We start from the raw sequence: 16126 nt of genomic DNA, 5'->3' as shown, positions 1-16126 counted from the left end.
AGCCCCCAGGGGACGATAACGGACAACAGCGTGCCCGTTCCTGCCAAGCAGGCTGCAGGCCGCATCCGTGCTGGGCTCGCTGCGTATACTCGCGCGTCAGGATGTCGCTAGCAGGGGTGCCTTATGCTCGATGAACGCCTTGCCCACAGGCCCATCGATTACGACCAGACCGTCGACGAGGGCTGGCTGAACCGGTGCGACATCAGCGCGCTGGGCCAGGAAGGTGAGCTCAGCTACTTCCGCCTGCGCGACCCTGCCACCCACCAGGCCTGGATCGCCGTGCGCGCCCCGCGCGAGGCCCCCGCCGCCTGCCAGCGCCTGGAACGTGACTACCGCCTGCAACTCGACCCGCAGTGGGCGGTGATCCCCTCGGCGTTCGTGCGTTCGGCCGAAGGCCCGCTACTGGTGTACCCGGCCGGCCGCTCCATCGCCGACCTTATCGCAGAAGGCCCTGCAGCCCTGACGCCGTTTCTCGAGATTGCGGTAAACGCGGCCACTGCCTTGGCCCAGGCCCACGAACGTAACGTGCTGCACGGCGCGCTGCAGCCCGAACATGTGTGCCTGCACTCCAACCAGCGAGTGCGGCTGGGCTGCTTTCGCGCCGACCCGGCGGAGCTGATCAGCGAACAGGGCACCGCGCTCGGCAACTGGGCGTACCTGGCACCGGAACAGGTCTGCCCGCACGGCAGCAGCAGCGACCGACGCACCGACATCTATGCCCTTGGCGCGATCCTCTACCAGCTACTGCTGGGCGAATTGCCGCTAGCCGGACGCGACACCCAGCACTGGCGCCAGCTGCATGCCGGCGTGCAGCCACGAGCGGCCTGCGAAGTGGACAGCAATGTGCCGCAACCGCTCAGCAGGATCCTGGCCAAGGCCTTGGCCAAAGAGCCGGACGCCCGCTACCAGAGTGCCCGCGCCCTGGCGGTGGACCTGGCCCATTGCCAGCGGCAGTGGGCCGCCAGCAAGTCCATGGAGGCCTTCGAACCAGGCTGTGCCGACCCGGTCACGCCCGACCGCGCACGCCTGTATGGCCGCTGCGCCGAGCAGAAGGCCATCGCCCTGCTGCTCAAGGCCCTGCGCCGTGACAGCAAGCCACAGGCCCTGTTCATCAATGGGGCTACCGGCATGGGCAAGTCGAGCCTGGTCGAGGCAGCACTCAAGGCCAACGCCCAGGGTTACTGGGCCACCGGCAAGTGCAACGGCGTTGCCCAGGCCGTGCCCTACGCGCCCTGGGTCGAAATTCTCGGCGCGCTGACCACCCAGTTGCTGGCCCAGAACAGCCAGGACCTCGACACTCTGCGCCGCGAGATCCTGCGCCGCATCAAGGGCCACGGCCGGCTGCTCGGCAAGCTGGCGCCAGACCTGCAACTGGTCCTCGGCCCCCTGCCCGAATTGCCAGCCAAGCCCACACGCCTGGCGCTGCAGAAGGAGCTGCGGGCGATCGTCGAATTCCTGCAGGTGTTCAGCCGCCCCGGCCAGCCGCTGGTGCTGTTCTTCGATGACCTGCAGTGGGTCGACGACGCCAGCCAGCAACTGCTGGCGCAACTGCTGGCTCACGCGCCCGGCAACCTGTTGCTGATCTTCGCCCGGCGCAATGATGCGCCAGCCAGCAGTACACCCCTTGCCCTGCCTGCAGCGGTGCGCAGCACCACGCTGAACCTGCGGCCCCTGGCGGTGGGCGCGGTGACCGAGCTGATCGGCGAGCGCTACCACGTCGGCCCCGAGGACGCATTGCAGGTGGCCGAGCTGGTGCACGACAAGACGGCGGGCAACCCGTTCTTCATCAATCAGATTCTCCGGGCCCTGGTCGAGGACCAGCTGTTCACCTTCGACACCCAGGCCATGCGCTGGTCATGGTGCCTGAAGGCCGTGGCCCGCCACCGCTATTCCGACAATGTCGCCGACCTGATGATCCACCGCCTGGCGCGCCTGCCAGAGCCGCAGCGCGACCTGCTGCGAGTGGCCAGCGCAGCGGGCAGCCGCTGCGATGAACGCCTGCTTCAGCAGGTGCTCTCTCAAGTGCCCGGCGAACCGTTGAAAGCCTTGATTGGCGCGGGTTTCCTGCAATCGGGCCAGAACGGCCTGGGCTTCGCTCACGAGCGGGTGATGGAAGCCGCGTACGCTCTCACGCCCGCGCGCGAGCGCGCCCAGCTGCATGCAAATATCGCCCTGGCCATGCGCCAGGCCTGGCCGGGGCGCCTGCACGAGGCACTGTTCGAGCTTGCCAACCAGCTGCAACGCGCCAGCCCATGCGGGTTTGCAGCGGATGACTGCGAAGCGTTCCTGCAGCTTTTACGCGAAGCCGCAGCACGCGCACGCGACGGCGGCGCTTTCGAACAGACAGCTGGCTACCTGCACACGGCCGAGCAGTTGCTGCACCACGGCGCAACGCTGGAAAGCCGCGCCACGCATGGCTTTGCCATCGCCTGCATGGCCACCGAGTGCGACATGCAACTGTCGCGAATGATCGCGGCCGAGGCCCGCATCACAGAATGCCGCCAGCGCGCTCGCTCGGCGTTGGACCAGGCGCGGGTGTGCCGCCTGCAGGCGCTGCTGTACACCTTGCGCGGCGACTATCAGGCGGCCATCGACAGCGCCATATCCGGCCTGGACTTGCTGGGTATAAGCCCGGTGCGGGGTGTCGACTGGCAACAGGTCGAGGCCAGTCATGCCCATGTACAGGCCTTGGTCGAACAGAAAGGCCGCCACTGCCTGGAGTCGCTGCAGCGCACCGATTCGGAGGAAGTGACGGTTGCCATCAGCCTGCTGGCCACCCTGTCGTCATCGTTTTTCGTAAAGGACGACATCTGCTTCCTGCACCTGGCCAAGCTCATGGAGCTGTCGCTGCTGCACGGCGTCGCCCCGGGCAGCACCTACGGCATGGCCTGGTACGGGGTGATGATTGCCGAGCGCTTCGGCGCCTACCATGATGGCCATGCTTGCTGCCTGGCTGCGCTCAAGCTGATAGAACGACACGGTTTCGACGCTGACTTGACCAGCGCGCTGCTGGCCCTGGACCAGGTCAGCGCCTGGACCTCGCCCATGGAGTTCGCCCGCCGCACCGCGTTGGATGCGGTCGATTCAGGGCGCGTGAGCGGTGACCTGGCGATGAGCTGCTATGCCTGCAACCACCTGGTTTCCGATTCGCTGTTCATGGGCCGCTACCTGCCGGACGTGGTGGAGGAACTGGCGCAAGGCCTGGCCACCGTGCGTCGCTACGGTTACCGCGACATCGAGCAGATCCTGCAGGCCCAGCAAGCGTTCGTCGCCAAATTGAGCGGCACGCCCTGCCCGGCCTCGGCCACAGCCTCGAAATCGCCTGCCACGCGGTTCTTCCAGTACCTGATGGCCGGCATGTGCGATTTCTACCTGGGCAACATCCCGCAGGCCATGCGCAACCTGGCACTGACCGGCGACAACACCTGGGCGGTACCGGCGCACATCAACCTGGCCGACTATCACCTGTTCCGCGGCCTGGCCCTTGGCAGCCCCGAGGCCATTGGCAGCCTTGCCGACAAGCTGCGCGAGCTACACGCCCTGCGCGAGCGCTTCGGCCGCTGGGCCGGCTTCAACCCGGCCACCTTCCGCAACAAGCTGTTGCTGATCGAAGGTGTGATCGCCAAGCTCGAAGGCGACGGCCTGGCCGCCATCCGCTGCTTCGACCAGGCACAGATCGCCGCCACCGCCGCCGGTTTCATCCACGAGCAGGCGCTGGCCCACGAACAGCTGGCCGAGGTATGCATCCCCAGCGGCCTGATCTCCGGCGCCAACCTGCACCTGCGCATCGCCCGCGACTGTTTCCATATCTGGGGCGCGACCGGCAAGGTGCACCAGCTGGAGGCTTTGCACCCGTTCCTGCGCACCCAGCCGATCCAGGAATGCCACCGCGCCACCCACCAGGCCAAGCTCGACCTGGAAGCCGGCATCGAGGCAGCACGGGCGCTGTCCGAGGAAGTGCTGCTCGAGGGCCTGATCGAAACCCTGATGGGCCAGCTGACCCAGCATTCCGGCGCCGACCACGGTGCGCTGCTGATCGTCAGCGGTGCCGAATTCCAGATGGCGGCCCTCGCCTACATCGACGACGCCGGGCTGCACGTGAGCATGGACGACTGCCAGAAGTTCATGACCCAGGCGCCGCTGTCGATCATCAACGCCACCATGCGCACCAAGAAGCCCCTGGTGCTCAACGATGCCCAAAGCGATTGCCCCGAGGCCTTCCGCCAGCAGTTGCAGGCGCGCAAGGCCCGTTCGGTGCTGTGCCTGCCGCTGGTGATCCAGGGCGTGCTGATCGGCCTGGTGTACCTGGAAAACCGCCTGGTCCCGAACCTGTTCGGCAGTCAGCGCCTGGCCATGCTGGAAATCCTCGCCTCGCAGGCAGCGGTGTCGCTGCAAACCGCCAAGTTCTACACACGCCTGGCCGAAGACAACCAGACCCGCGCCCAGATGGAGGCCGAGTTGCGCCGCTCCCGCGCGGAGTTGGCGCGCACGGCGCATCTGCAGGTGATGAACGAGCTGTCCGCGTCCATCGCCCACGAGATCAGCCAGCCGCTGCTGGGCATCGCCTCCAACGCCGCTGCCAGCCTGCGCTGGCTGAAACGCGCCAAGCCCGACCTGGAAGAGGCGATTGCCGGCCTGGAAGACATCCGCAACGACAGCGAACGGGCCGCCAACATCGTGCGTGCACTGCGCTCGCTGGCCAAGCAGTCACCGATGCAGCTCAAGGTAGTGAAGCTGGACGAACTGATCCGCGAAGTGGTGCGCTTGACCTCGGCCGATGCCGCCAAGGGCATGGTGGATGTGCAGATGCGCTTGCAGGCGGGGGTGAGCGTGATGGCCGACCCGGTGCAGTTGCAGCAGTTGGTGTTCAACCTGATTACCAATGGCCTGGAGGCGCTGGCGGGGTATCGCAGCGATGGGGTGCTGCGGATTGCGTCGGCGGTGGTCGGGGATGGGGTGGAAATCTGCGTGGACGACAACGGGCCGGGGATTGCAGCGGATGAGCGCGAGCGAGTGTTCGATGCGTTTCATACCACCAAGATCGGCGGCATGGGGATGGGCTTGGCGATCTGCAACTCGGTGGTGCAGGCCCATGGTGGGCAGTTGCAGGCGCTGGTGTCGGAGTTGGGGGGGTGTCGGGTTCGCTTTACGCTGCCTGTGAATCCTTCTTGAGCCTGTACCGGCCCTTTCGCGGGTGAACCCGCTCCCACAGGGATAGTGCACAGCTTGAGAACTGCACGGTTCCTGTGGGAGCGGGTTCACCCGCGAAGGGGCCGGTACAGGTTTACATCAACGGGCGCTCAGGGCCGCATAGCTGTTCATCAGGTTGCGGTAGTTGGGAATGCGCTGCGACAGCAGGTTACCCAGCCCTTCGATGTCATTGCGCCAGTCGCGGTGCAGCTCACAGGCCACCGAGAACCAGTTCATCATCTGTGCACCCGCCTGGGTCATGCGCACCCAGGCCGCCTGCTGCACGGTTTCGTTGAAGGTGCCCGAAGCATCGGTCACCACGAACACTTCAAAACCTTCCGCCAGCGCCGACAGGGTCGGGAACGCCACGCACACATCGGTCACCACGCCAGCGATGATCAACTGCTTGCGGCCAGTGGCCTTGATCGCCTTGACGAAGTCTTCGTTGTCCCAGGCGTTGATCTGGCCAGGGCGGGCAATGTACGGCGCATCCGGGAACATCTCTTTCAGCTCGGGCACCAGCGGGCCGTTCGGGCCTTGCTCGAAGCTGGTGGTGAGAATGGTCGGCAGGCCGAAGAACTTGGCCAGGTCGCCCAGGGCCAGCACGTTGTTCTTGAACTCGTTGGGCGAGAAGTCCTGCACCAGCGAAATCAGGCCGGTCTGGTGGTCGACCAGCAGCACCACGGCGTCGTCTTTGTTCAGGCGCTTGTAATCGGGTTGGCTCATCGGGGTGACTCCTTGGGTTGGGAAAACGGGCCGGCACTGTCCACAAGGGGCTATACCGGCGGATAGGTTCGGCTTAAGGATGGGCCTGCGCCTGGCGCCAGGCCTTGGGCGGCTGGCCGACCAGGCGGCTGAAGGCACGGGTGAAATGGGCCTGGTCGCAGAAGCCGCATTCCAGGCTCACGTGGGTGATCGGCGCCTCGGTGGCGAGCAGGCGCTTGGCCTTTTCCATGCGTGCCAGCAGGCGCCAGGCCTGGGGCGAGAGGCCGGTGTTGACCTTGAATGCGCGGGAGAAGTGGCTGCGGGTGAGGTTGCATACCCCGGCGATTTCGATGATCGACAACGGGCTGTGCAACATCAGTTCCTTGGCCCGGCGCAACCGTGCTGGCGTCAGTGCGCCGGGGGGTTGCAGCGGTGCTTGGGGCGTCCCGGGGTGCATGGCGACTCTCCTGTTCAATGCAGAAAGTCTCGCCCCCGGCACATGACAAAGTCCTGAGCCAAACCTGAATTGTTGTTAATTGCGCGCTGCTGGCCCTGGCTGTTTTACCGATACCTTAAGATGCGTTTCGTATTCAGCTTCAGGCCGCCAGTGGCGGCCGGCATTCAAGGCAAAAGAGCCATGCAGGAAAAACCCGCCCACCGCACCGTGGCCATGGTGCTGTTCAATGATGTGCTGTTGCTGGACGTGACCGGGCCCATGGACGCGTTTGCCATTGCTAACCGCTTCCTTCCTGCCGAGCGGAAGTACCGGCTGCTGACCCTGGCCGAAGGGCAGGCAGCGGTGCGCGGCTCCTGCGGGTTGAAAGTGGTAGCCGACCTGCGTCTGGAGGATTTGCCGGAAGCCGTCGACCTGTTGCTGGTGCCAGGCGGCCCGGGCGCCTATGACATCGCCCTGCCAGGCATCGAGCGCTGGCTGCCCCAGGCCGTGCGCCAGGCCAAACGCTTTGGTGCCATCTGCACGGGAGTATTCCTGCTGGGCCGGGCCGGGCTGCTGGACGGCTATCGCTGCACCACCCACTGGAACTACGTGGAGCGCCTGGCACAGGCGTTCCCCGAGGCGAAGGTCGAGACCGAACAGATCTACGTGATCGACCGCTGCCTGATTACCTCGGGCGGCATCACCGCTGGCATCGACCTGGCACTGGCGGTGGTGGCCGAAGACCACGGCAAGGCGCTGGCCCTGGAAGTGGCCAAGGTGCTGCTGGTCGCCCGCCATCGCCAGGGTGGGCAGACACCCTACGGGCCACTGCTGGCGGCTGTACCGCGGGATGATTCGCCGATTGCCCGGGTGCAGGCGTATATCGTCGACCATATCGAGCAAGCCTTCACCGTGCAGAAGATGGCCGACCTGGTGGCCATGAGCGGGCGCAACTTCGCCCGCACCTTTCAGCGCGAGGTGGGCATCACGCCGCTGCAATACTTGCAGAACGCACGCATCGACCGCGCGCGCAAGCTACTGGAAGGCACCGACCTGCCGTTGAAGGTAGTGGCTGCGCAGTGCGGGTTTGGCAGTGACCGGCATTTGCGCAAGGTGTTCTGCGAGCGGATTGGCATGACGCCGGCGCAGTATCGGGCGCAGTTTGGTGGCAGTTGAGTATGCAGATTTCCTGTGCCGGCCTCTTCGCGGGTGAACCCGCTCCCACAGGTGTTGCGCAGGCTTGAAGACACCGCTGTACCTGTGGGAGCGGGTTCACCCGCGAAGAGGCCAGCACGACTGTCACCTGATTCAGGACAATGTGTCTTCCTCACAGCAGATTGTCTGGCACTCCCACATTCCCCAGAATTGTCCGCCAAACTGATCTAACGCTGCCCCGGCAGCTCATGGAGTACGAGCCAATGCCACACGAAGGCAGCCTTCTGCAAACCGCGGTGATCTTCCTGCTCGCCGCTGTCCTCGCCGTCCCCCTGGCCAAGCGCCTGCACCTGGGGGCCGTGCTCGGTTACCTGCTCGCCGGCGTGATCATTGGCCCGCAGGCGCTGGGCCTGATCCGCGACACCGAAAGTGTGGCGCACATTTCCGAGCTGGGCGTGGTCCTGTTGCTGTTCATCATCGGCCTCGAGCTGTCGCCCAAGCGCCTGTGGCTGATGCGCAAGTCCGTATTCGGCGTCGGTACCGCCCAGGTGCTGCTGACCGGTGCGCTGATCGGCGCCATCGCCCTGTTCGGCTTCAGCCAGACGCTACCGGCGGCCATCGTGCTCGGTCTGGGCCTGGCGCTGTCGTCCACCGCCCTTGGCCTGCAGAGCCTGGCCGAAAGCAAGCAGCTCAACGCCCCGCACGGCCGCCTGGCGTTCGCCATCCTGCTGTTCCAGGACATCGCCGCCATCCCACTGATCGCATTGGTTCCGCTGCTGGCCGCCAGTGGCCCGGACACCAGCCACGGCGACAGCCTGGAGCATGGCCTGAAGGTGTTCGCCAGCATAGCCGTGGTCATCGTCGGTGGCCGCTACCTGCTGCGCCCGGTGTTCCGCACCGTGGCCCGCACCGGCCTGCCGGAAGTGTCCACCGCCACCGCGCTGCTGGTTGTGATCGGCACAGCCTGGCTGATGGAAGAAGCCGGCATTTCCATGGCCTTGGGTGCCTTCCTCGCCGGCCTGCTGCTGGCCGACTCGGAATACCGCCACGAGCTGGAATCGCAGATCGAACCGTTCAAGGGCCTGCTGCTGGGGCTGTTCTTCATCAGCGTCGGCATGGGCGCCAACCTGCGCCTGCTGCTTGAAATGCCTTTGGTGGTGCTGGGCCTGACCCTGCTGCTGGTGGCCGTGAAGCTGGTACTGCTGATCGGCGTCGGGCGCCTGGCCGGTGGCCTGAACAGCGCCAGCGCCCTGCGCCTGGGCATGGTGCTGGCTGCCGGTGGCGAATTTGCCTTCGTGGTGTTCAAGCTGGGCAAGGACCAAGGCTTGTTCGACACCCAGACCTACGACCTGCTGCTGATGACCATCACCCTGTCGATGGCCATTACCCCGCTGCTGATGATTGGCTGCGCCCACGCCCTCAAGCGCCCGCAACCGGCGCGTGAGGTGCCGGAGCATTACAAGCAGATCCAGGCTGACACGCCACGGGTGGTGATCGTCGGCATGGGCCGCATGGGCCAGATCGTCGCGCGCATCCTGCGGGCACAGAAGATTCCGTTCATTGCCTTGGAAACCTCGGTGGACACCATCGAGATGACCCGCATGTTCGAACAGGTACCCGTGTTCTACGGCGACCCACTGCGCCCCGAGGTGCTGCATGCCGCCAAGGTGGGCGAGGCGGAATACTTCATCATCACCATCGATGACCCGGAAGCTGCCATTCACACGGCTGAACGGGTGAAACGCCTGTACCCGCACCTGAAAGTGCTGGCCCGCGCGCGTAACCGCCAGCATGTGCACAAGTTGGCGGATGTCGGCGCCGAGCCAATTCGCGAGACGTTCTACTCCAGCCTGGAGATGACCCGCCGGGCATTGGTGGGGTTGGGGTTGAGCGACGCGCAGGCGGCGGACCGGATTGCGCGGTTTACCCAGCATGACGAAGAGGTGCTGGTGGCCCAGGGGCAGGTGCGTGATGACCGGGCCAAGGTGATGCAGACGGCCAAGGAGGCCCGGGCGGAGTTGGAGCGGTTGTTTGATTCGGATGCGGATTGAGGGTTTCGAGCGCATTGGCTGTAGAGATGCAGCGCCCTTGCGATCGAGCGCCGCCCGCGCGGCGCTTCGCAGCACAAGGCTGCTCCTACATCTGTTTCGGGCCAGTAACGCCTGTACCTGCGCGCGCGACCGCCTTGTTTGTCCGGCGCGATTAGAGATGGACACCAGGAGGCCGCGCGCTTCTGTCCCAGGAATAATTGGCCCGAAACAGATGTAGGAGCAGCCTTGTGCTGCGAAGCGCCGCGCGGGCGGCGCTCGATCTCATAGGCGCCAGAGGCCTCACGACATACTCTTGGTGGCCGTGACTCAATGCCCCGTCAAGCGAGTAAACAGGCAAAACAGCGCTAACTAAGGATGATCACCGTGAGTGACCTGCCAAAGATCATAAGCAGCCTGCTCGCGGAGGTACTGCCGGGCTGGGCCGAGGCCGGCGCGCTCAAGTCTATAAGCTAGATCGGGTGAAATGGCGGCACTACCATCAAGTACAGCGGCCAATTGCACCTGTGGATAATCAAGGTGCTGGGCTAATCCCGAAACTGTCATTTCAATCGCTGGCAGCACATCGCAGAGCAGCGACTCTCCCGGATGCGGTGGGTTATAGAGGGGCATTTGAAATCTCCTAGATTGGCTCCCCAATGCTCCTCCCTTTCAGCTCTAGACATCAGGTCGCAACGTCTGACCGCATTGTCAGAGCGTTCCTGATCCTTCCCACAACTGGGGCTGCTATGCAGCCCTTCGCGGGCATGCCCGCTCCCACAGGTACTGCACCGCTTGCCAGGCTTGCGCTATTCCTGTGGGAGCGGGCGTGCCCGCGAAGGGCCGCGCAGCGGACCCAGTGCACAAAAATATCAGCAGCATCCTACTTCGTTGCGAGCCATTTCCTACTCAGCCATACCATCTGACGAATTATCCTACGCACCGTGTCGAAGCCCGTCTGATTGTCCGGGGAAAGCCTGCTCTCTAGGCTTGCCGGGTCGCTGTCGGTTCAGCGATCGGGTGTGGAAACCCGGCAGGTAAATCGGAATAGCTGTTGTCATGGCAGCTGCGCGCGGGAGGCCGAATGGCCTGCCGGGGTTCCGATAGCCTGGCTTTCCACCCCGCGTGCAGCCGCCACCCTTCGCGTGGAAACGGATGGTGCCGGCCAACCTCTATCGGAGTTTGGCTATGAAAAAAATTGTCCCCAATCCACCTCTTCCCGACACCAAAGAGCGCGCTTTCAGCCGCTGCGATGCCGGCCATCCACCTTTGTTCACAGTAAACCCGGGCGTCTCTGCCCACGACGCCCTGGTGCATGTCGCCCAGTACCTGCGCGGCGCCTACGACTGTGGCTACAAAGCCCTGGAACACCTGGATGAAACCGGCAAGAGCCTGTTCTGGAGCAACCTGAATGCGCTCGAAATGGCAGAAGGATTGGTTGAGGCATTGCTGGATGGGATTGAGTCGCAGCCCATGAATTGATGTTGTCCTTGCTGGCCTCTTCGCGGGTGAACCCGCTCCCACAAGGATCACCACAGGCGCTGAAACTGTGCAGTACCTGTGGGAGCGGGTTTACCCGCGAAAGGGCCAGCGCAGCAAACAAAAAAGGCCAGCTCCCTACAGAGGAAGCCGGCCTTTTTGCATTCAACTAACGGGCTGTTACTTACCCGCAGTCAGCGCGTTGTAGCTGGTAATCAGGTTGCGATAATCCGGAATGTGGTTGGAGCACAGCGCCGCCAGCCCTTCGATGTCGTTGCGCCAGTCGCGGTGCAGCTCACAGGCCACGCCGAACCAGGTCATCATTTGCGCGCCGGCGCGGCTCATGCGGTCATGGGCAGCATCGCGGGTCATTTCGTTGAAGGTGCCGGAAGCATCGGTTACCACGAACACTTCGAACTCCTCTTCCAGGGCCGACAGCGCCGGGAACGCTACACAGACCTCAGTCACCACGCCGGCAATGATCAGCTGCTTCTTGCCAGTGGCCTTCACCGCCTTGACGAAATCTTCGTTGTCCCAAGCGTTGATCTGGCCCGGGCGGGCGATGTACGGGGCGTCCGGGAACAGGGCTTTCAGCTCTGGTACCAGCGGGCCGTTGGGGCCTTGCTCGAAGCTGGTGGTGAGGATGGTCGGCAGGTTGAAGAACTTGGCCAGGTCGGCCAGGGCCAGCACGTTGTTCTTGAACTTGTCCGGCTCGATGTCACGGACCAGGGACAGCAGGCCAGCCTGGTGGTCGACCAGCAGGACAGCGGCGTCGTCTTTGTTCAGGCGGTTGTAGGTGAATTTGCTCATGGTCTGTGCTCCTAAGGGTTATGAATTTTTCAGCATTCGGGGGTGTTTCGCGTTGATGGGCACAGATTAAAATCATCACCTTTGTGGCGGTAGATAGCAGAATTTGGCTTTAGCGTTCCGTTTTATGAACGATGGATTTGTAGGGGCTGTGCCGGCCTCTTCGCGGGTAAACCCGCTCCCACAGGGATGGCGCCGGGCTTAAGCCCTGTGCAGTACCTGTGGGAGCGGGTTTACCCGCGAAAGGGCCGGCACAGGCAACCAAGTACCTGGAGACCGATCATTGGAAGACCTCAACTCCCTCTACTACTTCACCCAGGTAGTCGAACACGGCGGCTTCGCCCCGGCTGGCCGGGCGCTGGACATGCCCAAGTCGAAGCTAAGCCGGCGCATCGCCGATCTCGAAGACCGCCTGGGCGTGCGCCTGCTGCACCGCACCAGCCGCCATTGTTCGCTCACCGAGATCGGCCAGGCCTACTACAACCGCTGCCTGGCCATGCGCGTGGAGGCCGAGGGCGCGGCGGAGATCATCGAGCGCAACCGCAGCGAACCGCGCGGTCTGGTGCGTATCAGTTGCCCGACCACCCTGCTCAATTCCTGGGTCGGGCCGATGCTGACCCGCTACATGCTCAAGTACCCGCAGGTGGAGCTGTTCATCGAGAGCACCAACCGCCGCGTCGACCTGCTGCACGAGGGCTTCGATATTGCCCTGCGGGTGCGCTTTCCGCCGCTGGAGAACACCGACATGGTGATGAAGGTACTGAGCAACAGTACCCAGTGCCTGGTCGGCCAGCCGCAGTACCTGGAGCAGTTGCCCAAGGGCTTCGACCCGCAGCTGCTCGGCACGCTGCCGAGCCTGCATTGGGGCAGCGCCCAGCGTGAGTACCAATGGGAGCTGTTCCAGGGTGAGGACAGCAGCCACAGCATCGTCATCCCGCACACACCGCGCATGGTGACGGACGACCTGTTCGCCCTGCGCCATTTCGTGGTGGCCGGGGTGGGTATTGCGCACCTGCCGCGGGTGGCGGTGCGTGAAGACCTGGCGGCGGGGCGGCTGGTGGAGTTGTTGCCGGAATGGCACCCGCGTTGCGGCATCGTGCATGCGATCTTCCCGTCGCGGCGGGGGTTGCTGCCGTCGGTGCGGGCGCTGATCGACCATCTGGCCGAGGAGTTTGCCATCAGCGACATGGCTTGAGTTCTGGGTTGGCTGTACCGGCCTCTTCGCGGGCTCGCCCGCTCCCACAGGTTCACCACAGGCTCTGAACCCTGTGCAAAACCTGTAGGAGCGGGCTCGCCCGCGAAGAGGCCGGCACAGGCAAAACCAGCCAGAGCACACACATACAAGACCCCTGGCCTATCCTTCATCCACATTCCCGGATCATCCCTCCCGGAGCCCTCATGATCCGCGCCACTCACGGACCAGGCCGCGCCCTGCTCGCCACCCTAGCCCTGTGCCCGGCGCTCAGCCAGGCCGAAGAGCCCGGCTGGTCGCTGCTCAGCCGCAACTACTTCCTACACAGCGACTTCCGCTCGCCCTCCGGCAGTGGCCAGAACTACCGCCAGGAATGGGCCCAGGGCTTCATTGGCGAAATCCGCTCCGGCTTCACCGAGGGCACGCTCGGCGTCGGCATCGATGCCCATGGTTTTCTCGGCCTCAAGCTGGACGGCGGCCGCGGCCATGCCGGCACCGGCCTGCTGCCGCGCGACAGCGATGGCCGCGCCGAGTCCGACTACTCCAGCGCCGGCGCCGCACTCAAGCTGCGGATGGGCAACACCCAACTGCGCTACGGCGAAATGACCGTGGAAACCCCGGTGTTCGACACCAGCGACAAACGCCTGCACCCGGAGTACGCCACCGGCTGGTTCCTGGACAACACCGACCTGCCCGACTGGCGCCTGCAGGCCGGGCACTTCACCGCCTTCAACAACCAGGACAACAGCTCCAGCCATGATGACTTCAGCGGCTACGGCGCTATCACCGACAACCGTGCCATCAGCCTGGCCGGCGCCGCGTTCGCACTTGACGGGCCATTTGGTGGCGCACTGTACGCAGGCCAACTGGAGGACACCTGGCGCCAGGCCTACCTCAACCTGAACCTGGCCGAGGGCAACTGGCGCCTGGACGGCAACCTGTACAAGACCCGCGACACCGGCAATGCCAGTGCCGGGGCAATCCACACCCTCGCCTACAGCCTGCTGGCCAGGTACAGCTTTGGCGCCCAGGCGCTGAGCCTGGCCTACCAGAAGGTCGAGGGCGATACCCCGTTCGACTTCGTCGGCGGCGACTCCATCTACCTGGCCAACTCGATCAAGTACGCCGACTTCAATGGCCCCGGCGAGCGCTCGTGGCAACTGCGCTACGACCTCGACTTCGCCACCCTCGGCGCCCCCGGCCTGAGCCTGATGGGCCGCTACGTCAGCGGCCGTGGCATCGACGGCAGCCATGCCCCGGCAGGCGGCGCCTATGTGGGCCAGTACGGCGACGGCGGCAACCATTGGGAGCGCGACATCGACCTGAAATACGTGGTGCAGTCGGGCGCCGCCAAGGACCTGAGCCTGTCGTTTTCCCACGTCAGCCACCGCGCCAACCAGGCACAGGCCGGCGATGACATCGACCGGATCTACCTGATCATCGAATACCCACTCAAAGGCAGCTTCTGACATGAGCACGACCCCTTCAGGCGCCTGGAGCCCATTGCGCAACGCCACCTTCCGCATGCTGTGGATCGCCACCATCGCTTCCAACATCGGCACCTGGATGCACGAGGTGGGCGCCGGCTGGCTGATGACCACACTGTCGGCCAGCCCGTTGCATGTGGCCCTGATCCAGGTAGCCGGCTCGCTACCGATGTTCTTCCTCGCCCTGCCGGCCGGCGCGGCGGCGGATATTGTCGACAAGCGCCGCTACCTGTTGCTGGTGCAACTGTGGATGTCTTCGGTGGCCGTGGTGCTGGCGGCCCTGACCCTGCTCGGGCTGATGAACGTCACCCTGCTGCTGGTGCTTACCCTGGCGCTGGGCATCGGCACGGCACTGATGATGCCGGCCTGGAGCGCGCTGACACCGGAGCTGGTGGGCAAGGACGACCTGGCCAACGCGGTGGCGCTTTCCAGTGTCGGTATCAATGTGTCGCGCGCCATCGGCCCGGCTTTGGCGGGCGTGGTGGTGAGCATGGTCGGCCCGTGGCTGACCTTCGCCCTGAATGCCATCTCGTTCGCCGGGGTGATTCTGGTGCTGTTCCTGTGGAAGCGCGAGGTGAAGGAGCCGCTGCTGCCGGCCGAGCGCTTCGTCGGCGCCATGCGCACCGGGCTGCGTTTCGCGCGCAGTGCCAAGCCCTTGCAGGCGGTGATATTGCGCGCCTTGGCATTCTTTTTCTGCGCCAGCGCCGGCACCTCGCTGCTGCCGTTGATCGTGCGTGGCGAGATGCAGGGCACCGCCGCCGATTTCGGCCTGCTGCTGGCGGCCATCGGCATTGGCGCGGTGGCCGGCGCCACCTTGCTGCCACGCCTGCGCGAACGCATCAGCCGCGACCGCCTGGTGCTGCTGGCCAGCCTGCTGTATGCCCTGTTCCTGCTGGCCCTGGCGCTGGTGCGCAACTTCTATGTGCTGCTGCCGGCAATGCTGCTCAGCGGCGCGGCGTGGATTGCCGTGCTGTCCAACCTGCAGGTGGCGGCGCAGACCTCGGTGCCGGCCTGGGTGCGGGCGCGGGCGCTGTCGGTGTACATCCTGATCTTCTTTGGTGCCATGGCCAGTGGCGGGTTGCTATGGGGCACGCTGGCCAGCCATGCAACGATCACCTTGAGCCTGCTGCTGGCCGCAGGAGGCTTGGCACTGGGCACGCTGCTGACCTGCAAGGTGACGCTGCCGGAAACCGCAGCCGAGGAGCTGACGCCGTCACTGCATTGGCCGGTGCCACTGCTGAGCGACGACATGGACAAGGAAAGCGGGCCGGTGATGGTCACCGTGGAATACCACATCGACCCGGCCAAGGCCGAGGCGTTCCAGCAGGCAGCGCGGGAGCTGGAGGCGATGCGCAAGCGCAATGGCGCGTTGTCGTGGGGGTTGATGCGCGACAGTGCGGACCCGGCGTTGTGGCTGGAGTTCTTCTTCGAGGAATCGTGGCTGGAGCATTTGAGGCATCACCACCGGGTTACCCGGGGTGAGCTGAAGATCGAGGCCAGGGTGCGGATGCTGCAGACCGATGGGGTGAAAGTGAAGATTCGGCATCTGTTGGCTGGAGCTGAGCACAAGGCTCACCATTGATGCTGGCCTCTCCGGCCCTATCGCCGGCAAGCCAGCTCCCACAAGGTCTCCACAGGTCCTGAGGGC

At 64.7% G+C, this 16126-nt stretch carries 11 protein-coding genes; 7 read left to right on the top strand and 4 right to left on the bottom strand.

Features of this window, described 5'->3' with window-relative positions; translation table 11 throughout:
- The first annotated feature begins 123 nt into the window (after positions 1 to 123).
- On the top strand, positions 124 to 5172 hold the full coding sequence (locus ABIB24_RS10415; protein WP_274119864.1) for a trifunctional serine/threonine-protein kinase/ATP-binding protein/sensor histidine kinase: 5049 nt from the start codon (positions 124 to 126) through the stop codon (positions 5170 to 5172).
- Between the two features lie 117 nt (positions 5173 to 5289).
- On the opposite strand, the gene ycaC (ABIB24_RS10410) is transcribed toward ABIB24_RS10415, so the two are convergent.
- On the bottom strand, positions 5290 to 5916 hold the full coding sequence (gene ycaC / locus ABIB24_RS10410) for an isochorismate family cysteine hydrolase YcaC (protein WP_004375560.1): 627 nt from the start codon (positions 5914 to 5916) through the stop codon (positions 5290 to 5292).
- A 73-nt stretch (positions 5917 to 5989) separates the two neighbouring features.
- Positions 5990 to 6352, bottom strand: a complete 363-nt coding sequence (locus tag ABIB24_RS10405) for a helix-turn-helix domain-containing protein (RefSeq protein ID WP_084785302.1) — start codon at positions 6350 to 6352, stop codon at positions 5990 to 5992.
- Between the two features lie 180 nt (positions 6353 to 6532).
- Between ABIB24_RS10405 and ABIB24_RS10400 the strand changes: the two genes are divergently transcribed.
- Positions 6533 to 7507 (top strand): GlxA family transcriptional regulator, encoded by a 975-nt coding sequence (locus tag ABIB24_RS10400; RefSeq protein WP_075046737.1) that lies wholly within the window; start codon positions 6533 to 6535, stop codon positions 7505 to 7507.
- A 242-nt stretch (positions 7508 to 7749) separates the two neighbouring features.
- Positions 7750 to 9537 carry a monovalent cation:proton antiporter-2 (CPA2) family protein gene (locus ABIB24_RS10395; protein WP_085588765.1) on the top strand — a complete coding sequence of 596 codons (1788 nt, stop codon included), beginning with the start codon at positions 7750 to 7752 and terminating at the stop codon, positions 9535 to 9537.
- A 348-nt stretch (positions 9538 to 9885) separates the two neighbouring features.
- On the opposite strand, the gene ABIB24_RS10390 is transcribed toward ABIB24_RS10395, so the two are convergent.
- Positions 9886 to 10146 carry a HigA family addiction module antitoxin gene (locus ABIB24_RS10390; RefSeq protein WP_123085540.1) on the bottom strand — a complete coding sequence of 87 codons (261 nt, stop codon included), beginning with the start codon at positions 10144 to 10146 and terminating at the stop codon, positions 9886 to 9888.
- Positions 10147 to 10701: 555 nt separating this feature from the next.
- On the opposite strand from ABIB24_RS10390, the gene ABIB24_RS10385 reads away from it, so the two are divergent.
- Positions 10702 to 10995: a hypothetical protein gene (locus ABIB24_RS10385; RefSeq protein ID WP_015272306.1), complete on the top strand. Its 294-nt coding sequence runs from the start codon at positions 10702 to 10704 to the stop codon at positions 10993 to 10995.
- Positions 10996 to 11172: 177 nt separating this feature from the next.
- Here the strand turns inward: ABIB24_RS10385 and ycaC (ABIB24_RS10380) are convergent, their stop codons facing one another.
- Positions 11173 to 11802 carry an isochorismate family cysteine hydrolase YcaC gene (gene ycaC / locus ABIB24_RS10380; protein WP_013974760.1) on the bottom strand — a complete coding sequence of 210 codons (630 nt, stop codon included), beginning with the start codon at positions 11800 to 11802 and terminating at the stop codon, positions 11173 to 11175.
- Between the two features lie 280 nt (positions 11803 to 12082).
- On the opposite strand from ycaC (ABIB24_RS10380), the gene ABIB24_RS10375 reads away from it, so the two are divergent.
- The 3 genes from ABIB24_RS10375 to ABIB24_RS10365 all read left to right on the top strand — a co-directional run bounded on the left by ABIB24_RS10375 (position 12083) and on the right by ABIB24_RS10365 (position 16060).
- Entirely contained in the window at positions 12083 to 12994 is a 912-nt protein-coding gene (locus ABIB24_RS10375) for a LysR substrate-binding domain-containing protein (RefSeq protein ID WP_025341085.1), read from the top strand.
- Positions 12995 to 13197: 203 nt separating this feature from the next.
- On the top strand, positions 13198 to 14460 hold the full coding sequence (locus ABIB24_RS10370; protein WP_354316413.1) for an OprD family porin: 1263 nt from the start codon (positions 13198 to 13200) through the stop codon (positions 14458 to 14460).
- 1 nt (position 14461) lies between these two features.
- Positions 14462 to 16060 (top strand): MFS transporter, encoded by a 1599-nt coding sequence (locus ABIB24_RS10365; protein ID WP_137162655.1) that lies wholly within the window; start codon positions 14462 to 14464, stop codon positions 16058 to 16060.
- The last annotated feature ends 66 nt before the right edge of the window (positions 16061 to 16126 follow it).

The sequence above is a fragment of the Pseudomonas sp. UYEF17 genome (assembly GCF_040546125.1).
Classification (GTDB): domain Bacteria; phylum Pseudomonadota; class Gammaproteobacteria; order Pseudomonadales; family Pseudomonadaceae; genus Aquipseudomonas; species Aquipseudomonas putida_Z.
The sequence above is the reverse complement of the archived record's forward strand: the minus strand, read 5'-3'. Positions and strand labels throughout refer to the sequence as shown.

Excerpts from the sequence above, each read along its gene's own strand:
- ABIB24_RS10415 (WP_274119864.1), top strand. The coding sequence starts at position 124 with ATGCTCGATGAACGCCTTGCCCACAGGCCCATCGATTACGACCAGACC.
- ycaC (WP_004375560.1), bottom strand. The coding sequence starts at position 5,916 with ATGAGCCAACCCGATTACAAGCGCCTGAACAAAGACGACGCCGTGGTG.
- ABIB24_RS10405 (WP_084785302.1), bottom strand. The coding sequence starts at position 6,352 with ATGCACCCCGGGACGCCCCAAGCACCGCTGCAACCCCCCGGCGCACTG.
- ABIB24_RS10400 (WP_075046737.1), top strand. The coding sequence starts at position 6,533 with ATGCAGGAAAAACCCGCCCACCGCACCGTGGCCATGGTGCTGTTCAAT.
- ABIB24_RS10395 (WP_085588765.1), top strand. The coding sequence starts at position 7,750 with ATGCCACACGAAGGCAGCCTTCTGCAAACCGCGGTGATCTTCCTGCTC.
- ABIB24_RS10390 (WP_123085540.1), bottom strand. The coding sequence starts at position 10,146 with ATGCCCCTCTATAACCCACCGCATCCGGGAGAGTCGCTGCTCTGCGAT.
- ABIB24_RS10385 (WP_015272306.1), top strand. The coding sequence starts at position 10,702 with ATGAAAAAAATTGTCCCCAATCCACCTCTTCCCGACACCAAAGAGCGC.
- ycaC (WP_013974760.1), bottom strand. The coding sequence starts at position 11,802 with ATGAGCAAATTCACCTACAACCGCCTGAACAAAGACGACGCCGCTGTC.
- ABIB24_RS10370 (WP_354316413.1), top strand. The coding sequence starts at position 13,198 with ATGATCCGCGCCACTCACGGACCAGGCCGCGCCCTGCTCGCCACCCTA.
- ABIB24_RS10365 (WP_137162655.1), top strand. The coding sequence starts at position 14,462 with ATGAGCACGACCCCTTCAGGCGCCTGGAGCCCATTGCGCAACGCCACC.